A 21,510-nucleotide genomic window follows, 5' to 3' on the forward strand; every position below is an offset into this window, starting at 1 on the left:
TGTTATCCGTTACTTCAGGTCGTCCAGGGTCCAGCAATTGCGCTGGTTGACGTTTGCCTTGGTGATCTGAGTAAGCGGATTGAAGTAGAGCGTCTTGGTCTCGCCCGCGGCACCGTCGGAAAGCAGCAAGCGCGCGATCTCCGCATTCAGGATTTCGCCTTGCAGCGGCACGTTGTAGCTGATGTAGAGATTGAACAGACCCTTCTCGACATTCTCGCAGCCGACCTTGTTGCCGCCGCCGCTGGTGACGAGGAAGACCTGGGCGCTCTTGCCGGCCTGCTGGATGGCGGACGCCGTGCCGGTATCCTGGTTATCCCAGATGCCGATGGCGCCGCAGAGGTCCGGATGCTGCTGCAGCACGGTGTCCATGATCGAACGCGCCTTTTCCGGATTGTATTCGGTGGCCTGCTGCGAGACGACCTGAATATCGGGATGCTGGTTCAGCACGCGATAGATGCCGTCGAGCTGAAAGACGTCAGACGCCGCCGTCGGCACCCCGGTGTCGATTGCCACCTTGGTCGAGGCGCCCTTGCCGGCGCTGCACTTGTCGACCACGGCCTGCGCCGCCTGCTCGCCGATCTCGGTCCAGTCGGCGCCGACATAGGAGTCGGTCTGGGTGTTCGATTCGAGGTTGATCTGCACCACCTTGATACCGGCGGCCTGCGCCTGCGCCAGCAGGCGGGCGTAGGACTGGATGTCAGGATTGTGCGCGACGATCAGATCGGGCTTCTCGCTGATCAGCGACTGCAGCGCCTTGGTGCCGGCATCAGTGCTCCAGGCGGGATCTCGGATCTCGAAGCTGTAGTTAAGCCGCTTGGCCTGCTGGCGCATAACGGCTGCCCAGCCTTCGGTCAGGTCGAAGCCCATCGACAGCGGCAGGAAGACGACCTTCTTGCCTTCAAGCGTCTTGTGGAACGTCGTCGAGCGTGGATTTTCCAGGCCCTTGTCCTGCGCGCTGGCCGTGACCACTCCCGCCAGGGCGATACAGGCCGCGGCAAGCCATCTTGTCGTTTTCAGAAGTCGCATTGGTTTCCTCCCATTGCATTTGGCATTTTGGTTGGTTCTCAGAGATCCCCTTGCTGGGATGTCTGCTCGTCACGTGGATTGACGAGTGAATCGATGACGATCGCCAGAAGCAGCACGACGCCCTTGACCAGGTTCTGGATCGTGTAGTCGATGTTCATGATGGTCATGCCGTTGAGCAGGATGCCCACGAAGATGGTGCCCAGAATGACGTTGCGGACCTTGCCGTGGCCACCATTCAGGCCAATGCCGCCGAGCACCACGACCAGCAGGATGTCGTAGATCATCGTCGAGTTGAAAAGCCGGGCATTGATCGCCGAAGCAGACGAGGCAAGGATCAGTCCGGCGCCGTAGGCGATCAGTCCGCTGATCGCATATTGCGCAACGACCATCGGCCGATAGGGAATGCCGATGATCTTGGCCGCCGCCGGATTGTTGCCCATGGCATAGATCTGCCAGCCGAACCGCGTGCGGCTGAGTACCAGGTGCAGAACCAGGCAAAGCAGGGCAAACGCCACCACGGTCACCGGAATGCCGAGAATGCGGCCCTGGCCGATCAGTGAAAACCATTCGGCTCCCGGCGGCACGTTCTGCATTTCCAGCGTGAAGAAGAAGGTCCTGCCGAGGCCATAGATCACCGAGCCGGCGGCAAGTGTTGCGAAGATGGGCGCAACGTCGCCGAACGCGATCAATGTCCCAATCAGCAGCCCGGCGCCGACCGCGAACAGGGCTCCGATCAGCAATGCGAACTCCAGCGAATAGCCCGAGCGCGCGATCACGAATGCCCATGAAACGGAAACCACCATCGTCGCGATCATCGAGACGTCGATGCCCCTGGCGATGACCACCAGCGCCATGCCCAGCGCCAGGATGCCGAGGATCGACACGCTTCGGACCAGGGCGAGGATGTTGCCGGCGCTGAAGAAGGACGGCAGCAGCAAGGAAAACAGCGCAAAGGCCAGCACCGCCAGCACCAACACGATGCCTTCCTGAGTTTTCAGCAGGGTTTGAGCCCTTGCCGGATAGCCGTTTGCGGTTGTGTCGCTCACGCTCAGCCCTTCTCCTTGCCGAGTCTCAATAGGATTTCCCTGGCGCGATCGACACGGACGTCGTGATTGGCGGCAAGTTCCTTGGCCACTGTCTCGATGTCATCGCCAACCGCTCCCGCCACGATCGCGATGTTGCGGGCGTGCAGGGCCATATGCCCTCGCTGGATGCCTTCGGTGGCCAAGGCCCGCAACGCCGCCATGTTCTGCGCCAGGCCGACAGCCACCGTGACCTCGGCAAGTTCCTGCGCGGTCTTCACGCCAAGCAGGTTCAGCGCGGCGCGCGCGGCAGGATGCGTCTTGGTGGCGCCGCCGACAAGGCCGAGCGCCATCGGCATTTCCAGCGTGCCGACAAGGGCGCCGGACGCATCGGCTTCCCAACGGCTGAGCGACGTGTAGCGCCCGGAGCGCGCCGCCCAGGCATGCGCGCCGGCCTCTATCGCGCGCCAGTCGTTTCCGGTCGCGACAACGACCGGATCGATACCGTTCATGATGCCCTTGTTGTGCGTTGCGGCGCGATACGGATCGACGACCGCCAGCGAGCAGGCCTCGACAATGCCCGCGACCATGCGCTCGCCGGTGAATTCCTGCGTTGCCAGTGCCTCCGGCGTCAGGCGCACCCGCGCCCGTGCCAGCCGCAGGTCGGCAAGGTTGGAAAGAATGCGCAGCCGAACGACACCGCCGGACAGGCGCTCGATCATCGGCGCGACCGCTTCGGCCATGGTGTTGACGGTGTTGGCGCCCATCGCGTCACGCACGTCGACGAGGAGATGCAGCACCACCATCGGCCCGACGGCGGTGTCCTCGAACACCTGCACCTCGATGTCACGGCATCCGCCGCCGAGCCGGTTCAGGACCCGGTCCTTTTCGTTGGCCGCGGCCACGATCTCGTCGCGGCTCGACAGAAGTCGGGCCCGCGCGCCATGAGGATCGGATATGTCGAGTATCTGAACCTGCGCCCGCATGATCGGCGCCGTGCTCGACGTCTCGAACCCGCCACAGCCGCGAGCGATGCGCGCCATATAGGATGCGGCGGCGACGACGGAAGGCTCCTCCACCGCCATCGGGATGAGATAATCGCGTCCGTTGATGGTGAAGTTGGTGGCGACGCCGAGCGGGATCTCGAATGTGCCGATCACGTTCTCGATCATGCCGTCGGCAATGTTGAGCGGAAGCGCGCCTAGCCCGCGCAAGGCGTCACGGTCCGTCTGCGAAAGGCCCGCGGCCTCGCCGGCCTTCGCCAGGCGATCCGCCGGCGACAGATCGCGAAACTTCTCGATGCGGGAATTCAGCCGCGGCTCGACGCCGTCCAAGACTGCTCCCATCACCATCGCCTCCCTGCGAATGCTGTTTTCTTGTTGAGCCAGCTATCGTCCAACTGATACCATCAGGCAAGGTACAGTTTTAAGAAACAGCGGCCTACTGTACCAGTCCGTTTCCGGGCACGCCGCCGCAAGGAACAGAAGATGACGCGCGCCGAGGCCGTGGCCAACGAAATCAGAAGGCGCATCGAGACGGGCTCGCTCATCGCCGGCGCCAAGCTTCCGTCGATACGCAAGGCCGCCGAGCAGTTCGACGTCTCCAAGAACACGATTGTCGATGCTTACGACCGCCTGGTTTCAGCCGGAATTGCACTGTCACGACCGGGCGCGGGCTTCACCGTCGCCGAACGACGCCGGCAAAAGCCGAGCGAGCGCCCGCTTCATGTGGCCGAGGCAGTGGACATCGCCTCCCTGCTCAACGCACAGCTGGAGGAAAGCTTTTCGATCCGCGTTGGCGACGGCCGCCCCCCCGCCTCATGGATGGAGGAGTCGGAGGTGCGGCGTCACCTCGGGCTGCTGGGCAGGAACCACCGATCCAGCAGTGACGGCTACGGTTCGGCGATGGGGCTGCCGGCGCTACGCGAGCGGCTGGCCTTCGATCTGATGGAACGCGAGGTGCAGGCGGCGCCGGATCAGATCCTTCTGACGTTCGGCGCCAACCATGCCCTCGACCTCATCATACGCCGCTTCCTGGTGTCCGGAGACACGGTGCTGGTCGACGATCCCGGCTACTACCCGCTTTTCGCCAAGCTGAAGCTGGCGCAGGTGCGCATGGTCGGCGTCAGGCGAACCGCGAACGGGCCGGATATCGAGGATCTCTCCGGCAAGGCCGAGCGCGAGCGCCCGAAGCTGTTTTTCACCCAATCGCTCGCCCACAATCCAACCGGCAGTTCGACCAACCTCCCGACGGCCCATTCGATCCTGACAATCGCAGCGCGATACGACATGCTGGTGGTCGAGGACGACCCGTTCATCGATCTGCCAACCGTGCGCGGCGTGGGCCTGGCTCCGCTCGACCAGTTGCAGAACGTCATCTGCGTGCGCACCTTCGCCAAGACGCTGTCGGCCAGCCTGCGCTGCGGCTATATCGCGGCACGCCCTGACCTCATCGCCTCGCTGGCCGAGCTGAAAATGCTGACGACCGTCAACAGTTCTGGCCATATCGAGCGGCTGATCCATGGGCTGATCAACGAGGGCCATTACCGGCGCCACCTGAAGCGCCTCGGGCAACGTGTGCGCCAGGCGACCGAAACGGTCGTCCCCCGCCTACAGAAGATGGGCCTGCGGCTCTTTGCCGAGCCCACCGGCGGATATTACGTCTATTTGGAGCTGCCGGACCACGTCGACGACATCGCTCTTGCCCGGGAAGGGGCTCGAGAAGGGATTTTCATCGCGCCAGGCACCGTGTTTTCGCCGGAACGCCGGCCAGGCAAGGCCGGCATTCGCGTGAACATTGCGTGGGCTTCGGACCCGCGTTTCTTTGAATTCATGCAGCGAGCAAGAACGTCCTGACGCAGCGTCACTCACTGCTTTCTGATCGAATAGGCAAAGCAGTAGAGGAAACTTGAACCCTCTGCCCACTCGGGCGCCGTTGCCATTGATCGCGTGGTCTCTCCAGCGCCGCGACCGTCGTGTCGTTCTGGGTAGGCAGCGTGTTGTCCCTGCTCGCCTCCGCCATTTTCCGCGGATTGTTGGCGAAGAGCCCGCCAAGCGCCGGAATGCGTTCAGCAGCTCCGATCGTGCCGGCCTGAAATGACTTTGCTCTACTCGGCCCGTCAGTGGAATTGATTTGCTTGGTGATCCCCCATCCTTAGGGCAAACTTCCCGGAGGGGCTGCAGGAGGTGAAATGAGAGCACGTGCAGCGACGCTCGGGGATCTCGAGGATGTCTTCCATGGCTTGTCCAAGCGGATGTCGGACGAGTACGCGGCGGCCGGCAAGGACAGCAAGATCGCCTACGACAATCTGATGATGAATTTGAAGGAAGGCCGCGCACACGCGCTTGTCGAGGGCGACAAGGCCGTGGCGATCATCGCCTGGCATGAGAACAGCGACGCCGCCGATACGCTGTTTGCCGCGCAGGAGGATTTCTTCCGCGCCTCAACCGTGCGTTTCTGCAAGCGGCACATCCGCCACATCCAGGCGCTCGCCGGCAATCTCCCCATCCACTCGCGCAGTTGGTTGCAGGGGCCTGACGTCGCCAGATGGTTCAGCGTCATCGGCTATGTCGAGCGCGGCCAGGAGAACGGCGCTAATCTGTTCGAACTGCCGGCGGCGCGCGCCAGCTGAGGAACCCTGGCTGGTGGCAGGTCTCCTCCTTGCCGCAACGCCGGCTGTACCCGCCATCGGTGGCCTTGCGAGTTGCACACTCGGCCGCCTTATGGACCGCGTGGGCAAGCGGCTTGCGCAGGGCGACGATTGGCGGGATGTTACGCGGGGGCAACCGGGACCAAACCGGCAGGCCGAGATCGATATGGCTGCTGAAAATGTCGCGAACTTTCTTCGCCATTCTTACTCTTGTTGCCTTGCTGACGCCGGTAGAGGCGAGCAAGCGTGTGTCTCATCTGCTCGACCGCTCCAACCTGCCGATCTCCTATCTTAGCGAATCGGATCTCGTGACCGCATACACGACCGCAATGGCGCGCTTCCGTCTGCAGTTCGCAGGACGTGCGGGCGAAACCAATCTTGCGGTCTCTCTCGAACCATTGCTTTTGCGGGCGGAATTCCGTGCGCGGACATGGCGCTCGGCGGACGGCAGCCTGTTGCAAGGATTCGCCGGCAAGGGCGGCTTCCGGTTGACTGTCGGCAACTGCCTGGCGCGTATCTGCGCTGCCAGCGAATGCAGCGATGCCGGTTGGCCGGTTTACGCCTGCAGCGACGGACGCAAGCGCAAGATGTCCGTCGCCGATTTTGTGACGGCAAGCTTCGATGGCGTCCCCTACCGTCGATTGAGCGCCTCCCCTTCACGGGAATGATGGCGCAGTGGCGGGCACTGCGACTCGCCGCCGCAGCCGTGCAGGACCCTCAGCATGCTGAATTGATCGGCGGCATCATCTTTTTTCCGCGAACACGGGCCATATGGATTGGGAGGCGGCGTGCCCCGGGGCGCGGACCCGTGTTGCATTCGAGCCAGATGGCCGAAAAATCGATGACAAGTGCCGCCGGAACGTGTTGAAGACGGCGGTCAACATGGAGAGGGACGTGCGATCGGGTTGCACTCGGCAAGTGTTGATGGTTTGTTGCCGGTCAGCGGAGAACGAGTGATGCGAGAATCCATCGGTCAAGACGAATACGGGTCTTTCGATCCGGACGACCTGCCGAATCTGAATGCAATCGGCCCGGCCATGGGCGGCGGCAACGACTTCGAAAAATACGCGGTCGCCGTGATCATCGTATTCGGCGCCCTGATCATTGGCGGGCTGATGGCCGCGTCGATGACCTTCGGCCATCGCAACGGGTTCCTCTTCGCGCTTGGCGGCGCGACCTCGGCCTGGATATCGGGAAATGCGCTTCTGCTCGACCGGCCGCGCATCTATGCGCTGTTTGTCGGCATCGCCGCGCTGATGCTGATTGCATCGACCATCACGCTGGTTACCTGACTGCCCGGCCGGCCATGAGCTGGCGCCTGTTCAAGGGTTTACCCGGATATCAATATCCGAGAGCCTCCCCCGATGCCGCGCGGCTGTCGATGGCGCCATTGTAGCGCGCGCCGCCACCCTTCTCGATTTCCGCCAGGCTCTTGCCTCCCACGAGAATGCCAGCCGCCTGACCCCAGGTCTGGTCACCGAGATCAAGGTGATAGCCCATGCCGGCGAGCAGTCTTTCGGTATCGGGCGAAAGTCCGAACGGCTCGACATAGACCGTGTCGGGCAGCCATTGGTGGTGGATGCGCGGCGCGTCGATCGCCTCCTGGATGTTCATGCCATGGTCGATGACGTTGACGATCGCTTCCAGCGTGATGGTGATGATGCGCGAGCCGCCGGGGCTGCCGATGACCATGAACGGCTTGCCGTCCCTGGCCACGATGGTCGGGCTCATCGATGAGAGCGGCGTCTTCTTCGGCTGGATGGCGTTGGCCTCGCCCTGGATCAGGCCATAGAGGTTCGGCACGCCGGGCTTCTGGGTGAAATCATCCATCTCGTTGTTGAGCAGGATGCCGGTGCCGTCGGCGACGACGCCTGCGCCGAAGGACCCATTCAGCGTATAGGTCACTGCAACCGCATTGCCGTCCTTGTCGATGATCGAATAATGCGTGGTCTCCTTCGACTCGCCAAAACCCTTCGGCATCAGGTCCTGCGACACGCCGGCCCGGAACGGATCGATCTTGTCGCGGATATCCTTGGCGTAGGCTTTTTCAAGCAATTTCGAGACCGGATTGTCGACGAAATCAGGATCGCCGAGTGCCGAGTTGCGGTCGACATAGGCATGGCGCATCGCCTCGACCATGACATGCACCGTCTCGGCCGAGCCGGCGCCAAGATAGGACAGCGGATAGCCTTCAAGCACGTTGAGGATTTCGCAGATGATGACACCGCCTGAGCTCGGCGGCGGCGAGGACGTAATCTCGTAACCGCGATAGGAACAGGTCACCGGCTTGAGTTCGCGCACCGTATATTGCTCGAAGTCGGCCTTGGCCAGAATGCCGCCCTTGGCGCCGCTTGCCTTGACGATGGCGTCGCCGATGGCGCCTTTGTAGAAGGCGTCGGGGCCTTTGTCGGAAATCGCCGAGAGCGACGCGGCAAGGTCAGGTTGAACCAGCTTCTCGGCGATGCCGTAGGGTTTGCCGTCGGGTTTCAGGAAGGCAGCGGCCGCCGCCGGGTCCTTCGCCAGCCGGTCCGCATTGCCGGCAAAAGAGGCGGCATCGCCCTGATCGAGGATGAAGCCATCCTTGGCATAGGCGATCGCTGGCGCCATCAGATCCTGCCTGGACAAGGTGCCATATTTCTCGCGCGCCATTTCGAAACCGGCCACCGAGCCCGGCACGCCGACCGCGAGATAGCCGTCCAGGCTGGCGCCCTTCATCGGGTTGCCATCCTTGTCGAGATACATGGTCTTGGTGGCCGCCAGCGGCGCGCGCTCGCGAAAGTCGAGGAAGGTCGATTTGCCGTCGGCGAAGCGGATGGTCATGAAACCGCCACCGCCGATATTGCCGGCATTGGGGTAGACGACGGCCAGCGCATAGCCGACCGCGACCGCCGCATCAACCGCGTTGCCGCCCTTCCTCAACACCTCGACGCCGACTTCCGACGCCAGATGCTGGGCCGTCACTACCATGCCGTGTTCGCCTTTGGCGGGCGCTGGCGACGCCGCAAACGTCACCTGAAGTGGTGCTATCGCAAACGCAAAGGAGAGGCTGACGGCGATCAGGGTTTGGCTGATATGGCGCATGGCGGTGCTCCTGGGCGGGGTGTCCAGAAGACCCTGTCGCTGCCGCCAAGTCCACCATCAATGGTGGGCCAGACGGATCAATTCAGATGTCAGGCGTGTCAGACAATCCCGCCCGAGCCGCCGGCGACGGCAGGGCGCTCAGCCGCTACCTTGGCGCGGTAGCCAGCCGCCCGGTAAGCGGCGACCGGGTCGATCGCGCCGCCGGTTTTCAGCCGCGCCATGGCCAGGATCGGCTCGACATCGGTGCGGTAGGCCGCCTTCAGCGTCTGCGTCGCCATCAGCGCATCATTGCCGTCCTGGAAACCTTCGAGTGCCTTGCGGTCGACCAGCAGCGCCTGCGCATAGGCGCGCTGCACCTCGACCGCCGACAGCATCAGGCTTTCGATCGGATCAGTGACGTTGTGGCTCTGGTCGAGCATGTGGGCAGGGTCGAAGCCGTCGGCGCCGGAAAGCTCGGCATCGACCAGTTCGTTGAAGACGAGAAACAGCCGGTAGGGATCGATCGAACCAGCGTCGAGATCGTCGTCTCCATATTTCGAATCGTTGAAGTGGAAGCCGCCGAGTTTCTTGAACTGGATCAGCCGCGACACGATCATCTCGATGTTGACGTTGGGCGCGTGGTGACCGAGGTCGACGAGGCAGAACGCCTTGTCGCCGAGTTCTTTCGCTATGATGTAGTTGGTGCCCCAGTCCTGCACGACGGTGGAATAGAAGGCCGGTTCGTACATCTTGTGCTCGGTGAACAGCTTCCAGTCGGCGGGCAGCCCGGCATAGACCTCTTTCATCGCATCGAGATAGCGCTCGAATGCCTTGGCGAAATTGACCTGGCCCGGAAAGTTCGAGCCGTCGCCGATCCACACCGTCAGCGCCCTGGAGCCGAGCGTCTTGCCGATCTCGATGCATTCGAGATTGTGCTCGACCGCCTGGCGGCGCGTACCGGCATCGGCATGCGAGAGCGAGCCGAATTTGTAGGAAAGCGCCTGATCCTTCGCGTCGGAGAAGGTGTTGGAATTCATGGCATCGAAGCCTAGACCGAAACGCGAGGCCGCCTGCTTCAGCCGGTTCGGGTCGGCCTTGTCCCAAGGAATGTGCAAGGAAACGGTCGGTGTCGCCTGCGTCAACTGGCTGATGACGGCGCAATCCTCGATCTTGTCGAAGATGTCGCGCGGCTCACCGGCTCCGGGAAAGCGGGCAAAGCGGGTGCCGCCGGTGCCGACGCCCCAGGAGGGGATGGCAACGGCGAATTTCTCCACCTTGTCGCGGATAGCGTCGATGGCGATGCCGCGACGGTCGAGGCGCTCGCCGAGCGAGGCGTAGTCGCGCTCGAGGTCGGCCTTGCGGGCGATGTTATTTCTTTCGACGACGTCGGCGGAAATGATCGTTTCGGACAAGTGCTGGTTCCTCCCAAGAATGCGTTCAGCTGGCGCTGCCCCTCACCCGCCCTTCGGGCACCTTCTCCCTGTAGAACGGGGAGAAGGAAGAAGGCCTAGCGCGTAAAGCTCTGTGCGTTGCCGGCGTCGACGTTGATGATGTTGCCAGTCGATTTGGCCGACATGTCGGAGGCGAGGAAATAGATCGCCTCGGCGATGTCTTCGGGGAAGACCGAGCGCTTGAGCATCGAGCGCGAGCGGTAGTGCTCCTCCAGATCGTCGGCCGACATCTTGTAGGCGGCGGCGCGCTGCTCTTTCCACTCGCCGGTCCAGATCTTGGAGCCACGCAGCACGGCGTCCGGGTTGACGACATTGACCCTGATCTGCGCTTCCGCGCCCTCCAGCGCGAGACACCGGGCGAGATGGATCTCGGCGGCCTTGGCGGTGCAATAGGCGGCGGCGTTGGGCGAGGCGGCAAGGCCGTTCTTGGAGGCGACGAAGACGACATTGCCGCCGATCTTCTGCACCCTGAACAGCCGGAACGCTTCCCGCGAAACCAGGAAATAGCCGGTCGACAATATGTCCATGTTCTTGGTCCACAGCGCCAGCGACGTCTCCTCGATCGGCGCCGAGGAGGCGAGGCCCGCGTTGGACACCAGAATGTCGATGCCGCCGAACTCGACCGACGTCTCGGCGAAACCGGCAACGACCTGATCCTCCGATGTGACGTTGATCAGTACCGGGCGGACGAAATCCTTGCCGTAGGCTTTTGCGAGTTCGTCATTGGCACCGGCGAGTGCGGCCTCGTCGATGTCGGCCAACACGACGCAGGCGCCCTCGCGCAGCAGCCGGTTGGCCGTGGCGCGGCCGATGCCGCCGGCACCGCCGGTGACCAGCGCGATCTGGCCGGCGAGCGATTTCGGCTTCGGCATGCGCTGCAGCTTCAGATCCTCGAGCAGCCAGTATTCGATGTCGAAGGCCTCCTGCGCCGGCAGGCCGACATAGGACGAGACGGTCGAGGCGCCGCGCATGACGTTGATGGCGTTGACATAGAATTCGCCCGAGATGCGGGCGGTGGCCTTGTCGCCGGCGAAGGTGAACATGCCGACGCCGGGCATCAGGTAGACCACGGCGTTGGGATCGCGGATGGCGGGCGAATCCGGATGCTTGCAGCTGTCGTAATAGGCCTGGTAGCCGACACGATAGGCGGCAATATCGTCGGCGAGGCGCGCAATCACCGCATCGACATCCGGTTTGGCCGGATCGAATTCGATGACCAGCGGCCGGATCTTGGTGCGCAGGAAATGGTCGGGACACGAGGTGCCAAGCGCCGCCAGCGGTCGCAAATCCCTGGAGTTGACGAATTCGAGCACGGCGGCTGAATCGTCGAAATGGCCAAGCTTGTGGCTCTTTTCCGAGATCAGGCCACGAATTCTCGGCATCAGTTTCGCCGCTATGGCGCGCCGCTCCGTGGCGTCGAGCGACTTGACCACTTCGCCGCCGAAAATGGCGAGGCCCTCGGAGCGGCGCTCGAACCACTCGATTGCCTGATTGATCACCGAGATCGTTGTCTCGTAGCATTCCTTGGGCGTATCACCCCAGGTGAACAGGCCGTGGCTTTCGAGGATGACGCCCTTGGCGGCGGGGTGTTCAACACAGAATTTCTCCAGCCACAGGCCAAGTTCGAAGCCGGGCCGCTTCCACGGCAGCCAGCCGATGGCATCGCCGAAGATCTCTGTCGTCAGCGCCTTGGAATCCTTGGCCGCGGCGATCGCGATGATGGCGTCGGGATGCATGTGGTCGACGAAAGGCTTCGGCACATAGGCATGCAGCGGCGTGTCGATCGAGGCCGCGCGCGGATTGAGATTGAAGGTGCAGTGGGGCAGATATCCCACCATCTCGTCCTCGTGCTCGACGCCGCGATAGAGGCTTTTGAGCGCGCGCAATTTGTCCATGTAGAGCGTGGCGAAGCCGTCCAGCTTGATCGAGGCGCTGTCGCCGCCGGAGCCCTTGACCCAGAGCACTTCGACATCAGCGCCGCTGAGCGGATCCTTCTGCCAGATCTTGGACGATGTGTTGCCGCCGCCATAGTTGGTGACGCGCTTGTCGGAGCCGAGCGTGTTCGAGCGATAGACCAGAAGCTCAGGCTCGCTCATCCCCTGGGCCTTCGCATCGTCCCACAGATTGGCAAGGCGCGAGCCGGAGCGCTTGTCGAGCATAGGTATCCTCCCTGGGACGCAAAAAGCCGCGGTCCATTTTGCCGGGAATGTCTACGCAAGAGGCTCGCTTGTCAATCACAAACGATCAAGATCGATCATATTGCGCTGCACAATGAAATTATGTGATCGGAAATGATTGACAGTGCTTGTTTTGAGTGCCTAGATGGCCAGGCAGGGAGGAACCATGCACGAAAAAGAGCGCCACAGGATCATTCTGTCCGCAGTCCAGGAAAAGCCTGTGGTGACGGTGCAGGAGATGGTCGACCTGACGGAGTCCTCCGAGGCGACGATCCGGCGCGACATAGCGGCTCTTCACGTGCAAAAGCGCCTGCGCCGGGTGCGCGGAGGCGCCGAGGCGATCTCGCCGCCGCAATTCATCGGCCTGGCCGGCCGGCCCTTTTCCGTCAACGAAACGATCAACGCCGCGCAGAAGCGGGCCATCGCCCGAGAAGCCGTGGAATTGTGCGGGGACGGCGAGCCGATCATCATCAATGGCGGCACCACCACCTTCCAGATGGTGCATTTCCTGACCGGCCGCCGCATGCCGATCTTCACCAATTCGTTTCCGATCGCCGAGCATCTGCTCAAGCACTCCAAGAACACGGTAATGCTGTCGGGCGGCACCATCTACCGCGAGCAGAACATCATCCTGTCGCCCTTCGACAATGACGTGACGCGCAATTTCTACGCGCGCCGCATGTTCATGGGAGCGCAAGGCTTGGGACCGCTCGGCCTGATGGAAGGCGATCCGCTGCTGATCCAGGCCGAGCAGAAGCTTATCGACCAGGCCGACGAATTGGTGGTGCTGGTCGATTCCTCGAAATTCCGCAAACGCTCCAGCCTGATCCTGTGCGGGTTGTCGCGCATCGCCACGGTCATCACCGATGACGGCATCGAGGATCGCGAAGCCAAGATGTTGGAGACCGCCGGCGTGACGCTGATCGTCGCCCGCAAATCGGCAAAGGAAGAATCTTCACTGCAGGCCTGAGACGCCCGCAGCGGCGATGGAAATGCAACGCTCAAGGGAGGATATACGATGAGCTTCTTGAAGAAATTGATGGTTACGGCGGCCTTTTCCGCCGCCATGTTCGTGAATGCGGCCTATGCCGAGAATGTCAAGATCGCGCTGGTGGTGAAGTCGCTCGGCAACGGCTTCTTCGACGCAGCCAACAAGGGCGCCGAAGAGGCGGCCAAGGAACTCGGCGACGTCGACATCATCTACACCGGCCCGACCAAGGCGACCGCCGAAGCGCAGATCGAAGTGGTCAATTCGCTGATCGCCCAGAAGGTCAACGCCATCGCCATTTCCGCCAATGACGCCGACGCGCTGGTGCCGGTGCTGAAGAAGGCCATGGAGCGGGGCATCACCGTCATCTCCTGGGATTCCGGTGTCGCCAAGGAAGGCCGCCAACTGCATCTCAACCCGTCCGACACCGGCTTGATCGGCGAGACCATCATCAAGCTTGCCGCCGACCACCTGCCGGAAGGCGGCGATGTCGCTATCCTGTCGGCGTCCTCGACCGCGACCAACCAGAACGCCTGGATCGACGCGGCCAAGAAAATCCTGCCGGAGAAGTTCCCCAAGATCAAACTCGTCGCCACCGTCTATGGCGATGACGATTCGGCCAAGAGCACCGACGAAGCCAAGGGCCTGCTGAAGTCCTATCCGAACCTCAAGGCGATCATCGCGCCGACCACCGTCGGCGTCGTTGCCGCCGCGCAGGTCGTCACCGACGAGAACCTGATCGGCAAGGTCAATGTCACCGGCCTCGCGCTGCCGTCCGAGTTCAAGAAGTTCATCGACAACGGCGCCAGCCAGGCGGTCGCGCTGTGGAACCCGATCGACCTCGGCTACTCCGCCGTCTACCTCGCCCATGACCTGGCGGTGAAGAAGGAAGAGGCAAAGCCCGGCGCCACGCTGTCGATCGGCCGCGTCGGCAAGGTGACGCTCGACGACACCAACTCGGCTGCGATGGCTCCGCCCTTCCAGTTCGACAAGACCAACATCGAGAAGTTCTCCAAGATCTATTGATCTCGGACCCTCTCAAGCTGTCGCGGCGGGGCTCACGTCCCGCCGCGACTTTAAACGGACCTGCTTCAGGGCTTGATACAACCATGGACACGACAGCCCAACACGGCGCGGCGATGGAGAGGCCCCTGGCCTCCACCCCACGCCTGATGCTGTCCGGAATCTCGAAGAGTTTCCCAGGTGTGCGCGCGCTGCACAATGTCAGCCTCTCGCTCTATCCCGGCCAGGTGACCGCACTGATCGGCGAGAACGGCGCCGGCAAGTCGACGCTGGTCAAGATCATGACCGGCATCTACCAGCCGGATGCCGGCACGATCAGCATCGACGGCCAGGCCGTCACCCTGCCCAGCGCGCATGCCGCCTTCGGCCATGGCGTCACCGCCATCCACCAGGAAACCGTGCTGTTCGACGATTTGACGGTCGCCGAAAACATCTTTCTCGGCCATGCGCCACGCTCGCGCTTCGGCACCATCGACTGGCGCACGATGCGCAAAGATGCCCGCGAAGTGCTCGACACCATGCATGCCGGCCATATCGATGCCGATGCACGGCTGAAGGATCTCGGCATCGCCAACAAGCACCTCGTCGCGGTGGCACGCGCCATGTCGATCGACGCGCGGATCGTCATCATGGACGAGCCGACCGCAGCCCTTTCGATGAAGGAGATCGAGGAGCTTTTCTTGCTGATCGAATTCCTCAAGAGCGAAGGCAAGGCGATCCTGTTCATAAGCCACAAGTTCGACGAGATCTACCGTATCGCCGACCGCTACACGGTGTTCCGCGACGGCGAAATGGTCGGCGAAGGCCTGATCAAGGATGCCGGCCAGAGCCAGATCGTGCGCATGATGGTGGGCCGCTCGGTCGATCATATCTTTCCGCAGCGCAAGGCCGAGATCGGCGCGCCGGTGCTCACCGTCTCAGGGCTGTCGCATCCGACCGAATTCAGGGATATCGGCTTCGAACTGCACAAGGGCGAAATCCTGGGCTTCTACGGCCTTGTCGGCGCCGGGCGCAGCGAGGTGATGCAGGCGATATCGGGCATCACCCGCACGTCAGGCGGCACGATCACGTTGGACGGCAAGGTGATCGTGCCGAAATCAGCGGCGGATTCGATCGAGGCCGGCATCGTCTATGTGCCGGAGGAACGCGGCAAGCAAGGCGTGGTGATCGGCCTGCCGATCTTCCAGAATGTCTCGCTGCCCTCACTCAAGCGCACCTCCAAGTCAGGCTTGCTGCGGCTGGCGGAAGAATTTTCGCTCGCCCGCTCCTACACCGAGCGGCTTGACCTCAGGGCCTCCTCGCTCAGCCAGGATGTCGGCACATTGTCGGGCGGCAACCAGCAGAAGATCGTCATCGCCAAATGGCTGGCGACCGCGCCCAAGGTGATCATCCTGGACGAACCTACCAAGGGCATCGACATCGGTTCCAAGGCCGCCGTGCATGGCTTCATGGCCGAACTCGTGGCGCAGGGCCTGTCGGTGATCATGGTGTCGTCGGAACTACCGGAGATCCTCGGCATGTCCGACCGCGTCGTCGTGATGCGCGAGGGGCTTGTCGCGGCGGTCTACGAGAACAAGGGGCTCGACGCCGAAACGCTGGTTCGGACAGCAGCGGGGATCGCGGCATGAAGGCTCTCCTGAAATACCGCGAGATCTGGCTGGCCGCCGCCATCGTCGTGCTGATCGGGCTGATCTCGACCCGCTTCCCCGCCTTTGCCGATCCAGGCAATCTGCGCCAGGTGTTCAACGACACCTCGATCCTGATGATCCTGGCGCTCGGGCAGATGGTTGTCATCCTGACGCGATCGATCGACCTGTCGATGGCCTCCAACCTTTGCTTCACCGGCATGGTGGTGGCTATGCTGAACGCCGCGCATCCGGCGATCCCGATCCCGGTGCTGATCGTCATCGCGCTCGCCGTCGGGCTGGTGCTCGGGGCCATCAACGGCCTTCTGGTGTGGCGGCTGAACATCCCTTCGATCGTGGTGACATTGGGCACACTGACCATCTATCGCGGCGCCACCTTCGTGCTGTCCGGCGGCGCCTGGGTCAATGCCGACAAGATGAGCCCTGAGTTCATCGGCTTCCAGCGCGCCGCCTTCCTCGGCATTCCGGTGCTGTCCTGGATCGCCATCCTGGTCATAGCGCTGTTCTTCATCCTGATGACACGCACCGCGCTCGGCCGCTCGATCTACGCCATCGGCGTCAACCCGACGGCATCGGTCTATACCGGCATCGATGTCGGCCGGACCAAATTCATCGTCTTCTGCATCTCCGGCATGATCGGCGGCCTTGCCGGCTACCTCTGGATCTCGCGCTATGTGATCGCCTCGGTCGAAGTCGCCAACGGCTATGAGCTCAACATCATCGCCGCCTGCGTCATCGGCGGCATCTCGATCGCCGGCGGCATCGGCTCGGTCGGCGGCGCGGTGCTGGGGGCGCTGTTCCTCGGCATCATTTCCAACGCGCTGCCGGTCATCAACATTTCGCCCTTCTGGCAGATGGCGATTTCGGGCAGCGCCATCATCCTGGCCGTCGTGCTCAACGCGCGCGGCGAACGCCAACAGGGCCGCATCATCTTGCGAAAAGTGGAGGCGGTGACATGACCGACATCCCTGCCCCGCGCCATATTCCCGACCGGCTCGACAAGCCGCTTTCGTCAGCGATCTTTTCCTGGGAGGCGCTGCTGGTCGTGGTAGCCGTCGCTATCTTCGCCATCAACAGCTTCGCCTCGCCCTATTTCCTCGACCCCTATTCGCTGTCGGACCTGACCTTCAACTTCACGGAGAAGGGCCTGATCGCCTTCGCCATGGCGCTGCTGATCATTTCGGGCGAGATCGACCTTTCGGTGGCCGCTATCATCGCGCTCGCCTCGACCATGATGGGCATGGCGGTGCAGGCAGGCGCCGGAACACCGGCGTTGGTGGCGATCGGCATCGTCGTCGGCCTCGGTTGCGGCGCCTTCAACGGGCTGCTGGTGACGAGGCTCGGCCTGCCCTCCATCGTCGTCACCATCGGCACGATGAGCCTGTTCCGTGGCATCGCCTTCATCATCCTCGGCGACCAGGCCTACAAGGGCTATCCCGAAAGCTTTGCCTTCTTCGGCCAGGGTTACGTCTGGTGGGTGGTGTCGTTCGAACTGGTGCTCTTCCTGATCGCGGCCATCGTCTACTGGTTCCTGCTGCATCGCACGAGTTTCGGCCGCCGCGTCTTCGCCATCGGCAACAATCCGGTCGCGGCGCAGTTTTCCGGCGTGCGCGTCGGCCGCATCAAATTCACCCTGTTCTGCCTGACCGGGCTGATGTCTGGCATCGCCTCGGTGCTGATCACCTCGCGGCTTGGTTCGACAAGGCCGTCGATCGCGCAAGGCTATGAGCTGGAAGTCATCACCATGGTGGTGCTCGGCGGCGTCAGCATTCTGGGCGGCGCCGGCAGTATTATGGGCGTCGTGCTCGCAGCCTTCATCATGGGGCTGGTGACCTTCGGGCTCGGCCTGCTCAACGTTCCCGGTATCGTCATGTCGATCTTCATCGGCCTGCTGCTGATCATCGTCATCGCGCTGCCGATCGTCTGGCGGCGGCTGCGCGGGGGACGCTGATGCCGCAGAAATACGCGTTCAAGATGAAGCTCAAGCCTGGCATGAAGGCCGAGTACAGGAAGCGTCACGACGAGATCTGGCCGGCGCTGGTCGCGCTCTTGAAACAGGCAGGCGTCCACGACTACTCGATCCATCTCGACGAAGAGACCAACACCCTGTTTGGCGTGCTGTGGCGGCGGGACGACCACGACATGGACGAATTGCCGAAGCATCCGGTGATGCAGCGCTGGTGGGCCCACATGGCCGACATCATGGAAACCAGGCCTGACAACGAACCGGTGGTGGTGCCGCTGGAAACCGTGTTCCATATGGAATGAGTGCGATGCGCCACATCGCCGTCATCGACATCGGCAAGACCAACGCCAAGGTGGCGCTGGTGGACCTCACAACGTCGAGCGAAGTCGCGCTGCGCCGGATGGCCAATGCGCCGCTGCGGCGGGCGCCCTATCCGCACCATGATGTCGAAGCGCTGTGGACATTCATCCTCAATAGCCTGGCCAGCCTCAACCGCGAACAGCGCATCGACGCCATTTCGATCACCACCCATGGCGCGACGGGCGCGCTGGTCGATGCCGCTGGTGAACTGGTGCTGCCGGTACTCGACTATGAATTCGATGGTCCCGACACGCTGGCGGCGGACTATGACGCGATCCGCCCGCCCTTTGCCGAGACAGGCACGCCGCGCCTGCCGCTCGGCCTCAATCTCGGAGCGCAATTCTTCTGGCAGCAGAAACGCTTTCCGGCCGAGTTCGCGCGGGCCGTGGCGATGCTGATGTACCCGCAATACTGGGCCTTGCGCCTCACCGGCGTCGCCGCCAACGAGGTCACCTCGCTTGGCTGCCACACCGATCTCTGGGACCCATGGAAGGCGGATTTCTCGTCATTGGTCGACCGCCTGGATTGGCGCGGCCTGATGGCGACGGTGCGGCCGGCAAGAGACCGTCTCGGCCCGATCCTGCCCGCGCTTGCGGTGCGAACCGGGCTTGATCCGCAAACAGCGGTATTCTGCGGCCTGCACGATTCCAACGCCTCGCTGCTGCCGCATCTGTTGTCGGATGCGCCACCCTTCTCGGTCGTCTCGACCGGGACCTGGGTGGTATCGATGGCGGTCGGCGGCAAGCAGGTTACGCTGGATGCGGCGCGCGATACGCTGGTCAATGTCAATGCACTCGGCAATCCCGTGCCGTCGGCTCGCTTCATGGGCGGACGCGAATTCTCGCTGCTGACCGACGGCAAACCGCTGGATTGCAGTGGAAGCGATATGCTTGCGGTTCTGGCAAGGAAGATCCTGCTGCTGCCGTCGACGCAGCAGGGGTCGGGACCGTTCCCGCGCCAGGCCGCGACATGGCTTGATGCCGACGGCATGAATGATGGCCAGCGTTTCGCCGCCATCTCGTTCTACCTGGCGCTGATGACGGCGACCTGTCTCGAGCTGATCGGCGCCGACGGTCCGACCACCGTGGAAGGACCCTTCGCCCGCAACAGGCTCTTTGTCGGCATGCTGGCGGCGGCCACCGCACGCAGCGTCGTCGCCTCGGAAGCCGCAACCGGCACCAGCATTGGCGCGGCATTGCTGGCATCGGATCAGGCCGCGACGCATGGCAAAGACGAAAGGCTGGAACCGCCGGCCGACCCGGCCTGGGCGGACTATGTCAGCGCATGGCGCACGACGGTCGAAGCACGGGGCTGATTACAGGATCCGCTTGCCGAAGGCCGACATGATGAAATTGACGGTATCGGTGCCGATCCTGGGCTCCAGACCCTTGGTCAGGCCCGAAACATCCATCGACAGCAGGCCGCCGGAGAGCGCGATCGCCTCCATCGCCTGATGCGTCTCGCGCACGGTCAGCCCGCCGGAGCCGGCCGCCCAGCCGGCGAATTCGGTCGCTGTCGGCGAATAGCTGACATGAAAGCCTTGCGTGCCCGATGTGGCGATACGGATCGCTTCATGCATCAGGTCGCGCATGCCCATGGCGTCGATGTCGGTCATGGTGAAGGCCGAAACGCGCGAATCCTTCAGCACCCGCGCCTCGGCCGGATCTGCATGGCGCAAGCCGACGATGACGACATTCTCCGGCGACAGCTGAGGCTGCAGCGCGCCGGCCTTGTGATCGAGACCGAGCGTTCGCGCCAGCACCGAGGCCTCCGGCAGGTCGATGCCCTCTTCATCCTCCGGCATCAGGGCGGCGATGGAATCGATCCAGATCAGGCCGAAGGAGTGCGTTGCGCGCGCCGTCACGGTCAGCGCCTTGTGGACGACGCGGCGATCGGCGCCGGCGGTGAGACGGATCAGCCCCGAGGGAGGCCGCTCGACATCGGCCAGTTCGACGACGTCGAAATTCATCGCCTCCAGCCGCCCGCCCGTCCCCTCGCGGGCGAGAATGCCAGCGGCTTCCGGTTCAGCCGAGATCGACACCATCTTGCGGCCGGAAAAATCCGCGACGTCGTGCATCGGCGCCTTCTCGACATATTCCGAAGTCATCGCCAGCAGCATGGCCCCGTAGCTCATGCGGAAGGCGACGCGGTCGCCGACGGCGGGTGGCGGATCGGCGTCCTGCACATCGAGCAGCAGATGGTCGCTGGAGGCGCCGAGCACCCTTATCCCCTTGGCGATCGGCGTCAGCCCTTCGACCAGCACGTCCTCGCGGCCGATATTGGCGATGGCGCGCAGCCTGTCGCCTTCGTCGGGAAAGACCGGCTGGTTGCCGAAGGCGTCGTAGCCGGACTCGCCGATCGGCCGCGACGGCTTGAGCTTGACCTCGATGATGTCGCCGGTCAGGCGGCAGGCATCGGGTTCGAGTTCGGCCCATGGCATCTCGCGAAAGGTCTCGACGCCGCCTTGCAGGATCGCCTCGCCGACCCTGAGATTGTTGATGCCGGCGGGCAGCCTGCCTTCGAGCAGCAGCGTCAGCGACGACGAGGCGCCGCCTGAGATCCAGTCGAGGCTTCTGCCGGACAGGCGCTCGGTCTTGTAGGCGTGAGCGACGAGCTGGCCAAGATTCTCCGGCGTCGGCATGATGGCGCCGAAGCAGCCGAGATTGGTGCCGATGCCGGCGATGCGCACCCCTTTGAATTCCAGGATCTTCTCGACGGTGGGGATCAGGTCGCTCGGCCAGATGCCTTCGCGGAGATCGCCGAGATCGATCATGAGCATGATGTCGTGGACACGGCCCATGCGCTCGGCGATGCGCGAAATCTCGCGAATGGTGGCGAGTTCCGATTGCAGACTGATGTCGACGGTACGCACCACCTCCTCGACGCGCGCCATGGGCGGGCTGCGCAGCAGCATGACCGGCGCGTTGATGCCGCTGTCGCGCAGCCGGCGGATGTTCTCGAAACGCGATTCGGCAATGCCGGCGACGCCGCCGCGCAGCATGGCGCGCGCCACTTGCGGCATGCCGCACGTGCCCTTGGTGACGCCGAACACCTTGATGCCGGACAGTGCACAGCGGTCGACGATGGTACGGGCGTTGCGCTCGATACGGCCAAGGTCGATGGCGACTTGCGGTCCCGACAT

The 21,510-nt window shown here is 63.2% G+C and carries 18 protein-coding genes; 11 read left to right on the forward strand and 7 right to left on the reverse strand.

Going from position 1 to position 21,510, the window contains the following annotated elements:
* Nucleotides 1-9 precede the first annotated feature (9 nt).
* From AC07UC_RS32965 to AC07UC_RS32975, 3 genes are read right to left on the reverse strand one after another with little or no spacing between them, the layout of a single operon-like run.
* Nucleotides 10-1,026 carry a sugar ABC transporter substrate-binding protein gene (locus AC07UC_RS32965; RefSeq protein WP_140775326.1) on the reverse strand — a complete coding sequence of 339 codons (1,017 nt, stop codon included), beginning with the start codon at nucleotides 1,024-1,026 and terminating at the stop codon, nucleotides 10-12.
* A gap of 38 nt (nucleotides 1,027-1,064) precedes the next feature.
* Nucleotides 1,065-2,072 carry an ABC transporter permease gene (locus tag AC07UC_RS32970; protein WP_494908799.1) on the reverse strand — a complete coding sequence of 336 codons (1,008 nt, stop codon included), beginning with the start codon at nucleotides 2,070-2,072 and terminating at the stop codon, nucleotides 1,065-1,067.
* A gap of 2 nt (nucleotides 2,073-2,074) precedes the next feature.
* A complete protein-coding gene (locus AC07UC_RS32975) occupies nucleotides 2,075-3,394 on the reverse strand; it encodes a hydroxymethylglutaryl-CoA reductase, degradative (RefSeq protein ID WP_494908800.1) in 1,320 nt (439 codons plus the stop codon).
* Between the two features lie 141 nt (nucleotides 3,395-3,535).
* On the opposite strand from AC07UC_RS32975, the gene AC07UC_RS32980 reads away from it, so the two are divergent.
* The 4 genes from AC07UC_RS32980 (at nucleotide 3,536) to AC07UC_RS32995 (ending at nucleotide 6,989) form a co-directional block, all read left to right on the forward strand.
* The gene (locus AC07UC_RS32980; protein ID WP_494908801.1) at nucleotides 3,536-4,903 is read left to right on the forward strand and encodes an aminotransferase-like domain-containing protein; all 1,368 of its coding nucleotides are present in this window, start codon (nucleotides 3,536-3,538) and stop codon (nucleotides 4,901-4,903) included.
* Between the two features lie 335 nt (nucleotides 4,904-5,238).
* Entirely contained in the window at nucleotides 5,239-5,679 is a 441-nt protein-coding gene (locus AC07UC_RS32985; RefSeq protein WP_202324566.1) for a hypothetical protein, read from the forward strand.
* Nucleotides 5,680-5,876: 197 nt separating this feature from the next.
* Nucleotides 5,877-6,365: a hypothetical protein gene (locus AC07UC_RS32990; protein WP_494908802.1), complete on the forward strand. Its 489-nt coding sequence runs from the start codon at nucleotides 5,877-5,879 to the stop codon at nucleotides 6,363-6,365.
* Nucleotides 6,366-6,653: 288 nt separating this feature from the next.
* Nucleotides 6,654-6,989: a hypothetical protein gene (locus tag AC07UC_RS32995; protein ID WP_081295188.1), complete on the forward strand. Its 336-nt coding sequence runs from the start codon at nucleotides 6,654-6,656 to the stop codon at nucleotides 6,987-6,989.
* Nucleotides 6,990-7,038: 49 nt separating this feature from the next.
* Here the strand turns inward: AC07UC_RS32995 and ggt are convergent, their stop codons facing one another.
* The 3 genes from ggt to AC07UC_RS33010 form a co-directional block, all read right to left on the reverse strand.
* Nucleotides 7,039-8,778 carry a gamma-glutamyltransferase gene (gene ggt, locus AC07UC_RS33000; RefSeq protein WP_494908803.1) on the reverse strand — a complete coding sequence of 580 codons (1,740 nt, stop codon included), beginning with the start codon at nucleotides 8,776-8,778 and terminating at the stop codon, nucleotides 7,039-7,041.
* Nucleotides 8,779-8,876: 98 nt separating this feature from the next.
* A complete protein-coding gene (gene rhaI, locus AC07UC_RS33005) occupies nucleotides 8,877-10,169 on the reverse strand; it encodes an L-rhamnose catabolism isomerase (protein WP_494908804.1) in 1,293 nt (430 codons plus the stop codon).
* Nucleotides 10,170-10,264: 95 nt separating this feature from the next.
* Nucleotides 10,265-12,367 carry a bifunctional rhamnulose-1-phosphate aldolase/short-chain dehydrogenase gene (locus AC07UC_RS33010; protein WP_494908805.1) on the reverse strand — a complete coding sequence of 701 codons (2,103 nt, stop codon included), beginning with the start codon at nucleotides 12,365-12,367 and terminating at the stop codon, nucleotides 10,265-10,267.
* Between the two features lie 184 nt (nucleotides 12,368-12,551).
* On the opposite strand from AC07UC_RS33010, the gene AC07UC_RS33015 reads away from it, so the two are divergent.
* From AC07UC_RS33015 to AC07UC_RS33045, 7 genes are all read left to right on the forward strand, one after another.
* Nucleotides 12,552-13,355, forward strand: coding sequence for a DeoR/GlpR family DNA-binding transcription regulator (locus AC07UC_RS33015; protein ID WP_056565871.1), 804 nt, complete (start codon nucleotides 12,552-12,554; stop codon nucleotides 13,353-13,355).
* 48 nt (nucleotides 13,356-13,403) lie between these two features.
* A complete protein-coding gene (gene rhaS / locus AC07UC_RS33020) occupies nucleotides 13,404-14,399 on the forward strand; it encodes a rhamnose ABC transporter substrate-binding protein (protein WP_202324579.1) in 996 nt (331 codons plus the stop codon).
* An 83-nt stretch (nucleotides 14,400-14,482) separates the two neighbouring features.
* Nucleotides 14,483-16,024, forward strand: coding sequence for a sugar ABC transporter ATP-binding protein (locus AC07UC_RS33025; protein ID WP_494908806.1), 1,542 nt, complete (start codon nucleotides 14,483-14,485; stop codon nucleotides 16,022-16,024).
* Complete coding sequence (locus tag AC07UC_RS33030; protein ID WP_140775334.1) at nucleotides 16,021-17,001, forward strand: ABC transporter permease; 981 nt, start codon at nucleotides 16,021-16,023, stop codon at nucleotides 16,999-17,001. Before AC07UC_RS33025 ends, AC07UC_RS33030 begins: the two co-directional genes overlap by 4 nt.
* A complete protein-coding gene (locus AC07UC_RS33035) occupies nucleotides 16,998-17,993 on the forward strand; it encodes an ABC transporter permease (RefSeq protein WP_494908807.1) in 996 nt (331 codons plus the stop codon). The genes AC07UC_RS33030 and AC07UC_RS33035 overlap by 4 nt, the downstream gene beginning before the upstream one ends.
* Complete coding sequence (rhaM, locus tag AC07UC_RS33040) at nucleotides 17,993-18,310, forward strand: L-rhamnose mutarotase (RefSeq protein WP_140775336.1); 318 nt, start codon at nucleotides 17,993-17,995, stop codon at nucleotides 18,308-18,310. Before AC07UC_RS33035 ends, rhaM begins: the two co-directional genes overlap by 1 nt.
* The gene (locus AC07UC_RS33045; protein WP_494908808.1) at nucleotides 18,307-19,683 is read left to right on the forward strand and encodes an FGGY-family carbohydrate kinase; all 1,377 of its coding nucleotides are present in this window, start codon (nucleotides 18,307-18,309) and stop codon (nucleotides 19,681-19,683) included. The genes rhaM and AC07UC_RS33045 overlap by 4 nt, the downstream gene beginning before the upstream one ends.
* Here the strand turns inward: AC07UC_RS33045 and AC07UC_RS33050 are convergent, their stop codons facing one another.
* The gene (locus tag AC07UC_RS33050; protein WP_494908809.1) at nucleotides 19,684-21,510 is read right to left on the reverse strand and encodes an alanine racemase; all 1,827 of its coding nucleotides are present in this window, start codon (nucleotides 21,508-21,510) and stop codon (nucleotides 19,684-19,686) included.

It is taken from the genome of Mesorhizobium sp. GW821-FHT04C10 (assembly GCF_059420305.1).

Bases quoted from the DNA above. Each gene is read 5' to 3' on its own strand.
- rhaS (WP_202324579.1), top strand. From the start codon at position 13,404: ATGAGCTTCTTGAAGAAATTGATGGTTACGGCGGCCTTTTCCGCCGCC.
- AC07UC_RS32990 (WP_494908802.1), top strand. From the start codon at position 5,877: ATGTCGCGAACTTTCTTCGCCATTCTTACTCTTGTTGCCTTGCTGACG.
- AC07UC_RS33050 (WP_494908809.1), bottom strand. From the start codon at position 21,510: ATGTCGGGACCGCAAGTCGCCATCGACCTTGGCCGTATCGAGCGCAAC.
- ggt (WP_494908803.1), bottom strand. From the start codon at position 8,778: ATGCGCCATATCAGCCAAACCCTGATCGCCGTCAGCCTCTCCTTTGCG.
- AC07UC_RS33030 (WP_140775334.1), top strand. From the start codon at position 16,021: ATGAAGGCTCTCCTGAAATACCGCGAGATCTGGCTGGCCGCCGCCATC.
- AC07UC_RS32975 (WP_494908800.1), bottom strand. From the start codon at position 3,394: ATGGGAGCAGTCTTGGACGGCGTCGAGCCGCGGCTGAATTCCCGCATC.
- AC07UC_RS33035 (WP_494908807.1), top strand. From the start codon at position 16,998: ATGACCGACATCCCTGCCCCGCGCCATATTCCCGACCGGCTCGACAAG.
- AC07UC_RS32985 (WP_202324566.1), top strand. From the start codon at position 5,239: ATGAGAGCACGTGCAGCGACGCTCGGGGATCTCGAGGATGTCTTCCAT.
- AC07UC_RS33015 (WP_056565871.1), top strand. From the start codon at position 12,552: ATGCACGAAAAAGAGCGCCACAGGATCATTCTGTCCGCAGTCCAGGAA.
- AC07UC_RS32965 (WP_140775326.1), bottom strand. From the start codon at position 1,026: ATGCGACTTCTGAAAACGACAAGATGGCTTGCCGCGGCCTGTATCGCC.
- rhaM (WP_140775336.1), top strand. From the start codon at position 17,993: ATGCCGCAGAAATACGCGTTCAAGATGAAGCTCAAGCCTGGCATGAAG.
- AC07UC_RS33045 (WP_494908808.1), top strand. From the start codon at position 18,307: ATGAGTGCGATGCGCCACATCGCCGTCATCGACATCGGCAAGACCAAC.
- AC07UC_RS32980 (WP_494908801.1), top strand. From the start codon at position 3,536: ATGACGCGCGCCGAGGCCGTGGCCAACGAAATCAGAAGGCGCATCGAG.
- AC07UC_RS33010 (WP_494908805.1), bottom strand. From the start codon at position 12,367: ATGCTCGACAAGCGCTCCGGCTCGCGCCTTGCCAATCTGTGGGACGAT.
- AC07UC_RS32995 (WP_081295188.1), top strand. From the start codon at position 6,654: ATGCGAGAATCCATCGGTCAAGACGAATACGGGTCTTTCGATCCGGAC.
- AC07UC_RS33025 (WP_494908806.1), top strand. From the start codon at position 14,483: ATGGACACGACAGCCCAACACGGCGCGGCGATGGAGAGGCCCCTGGCC.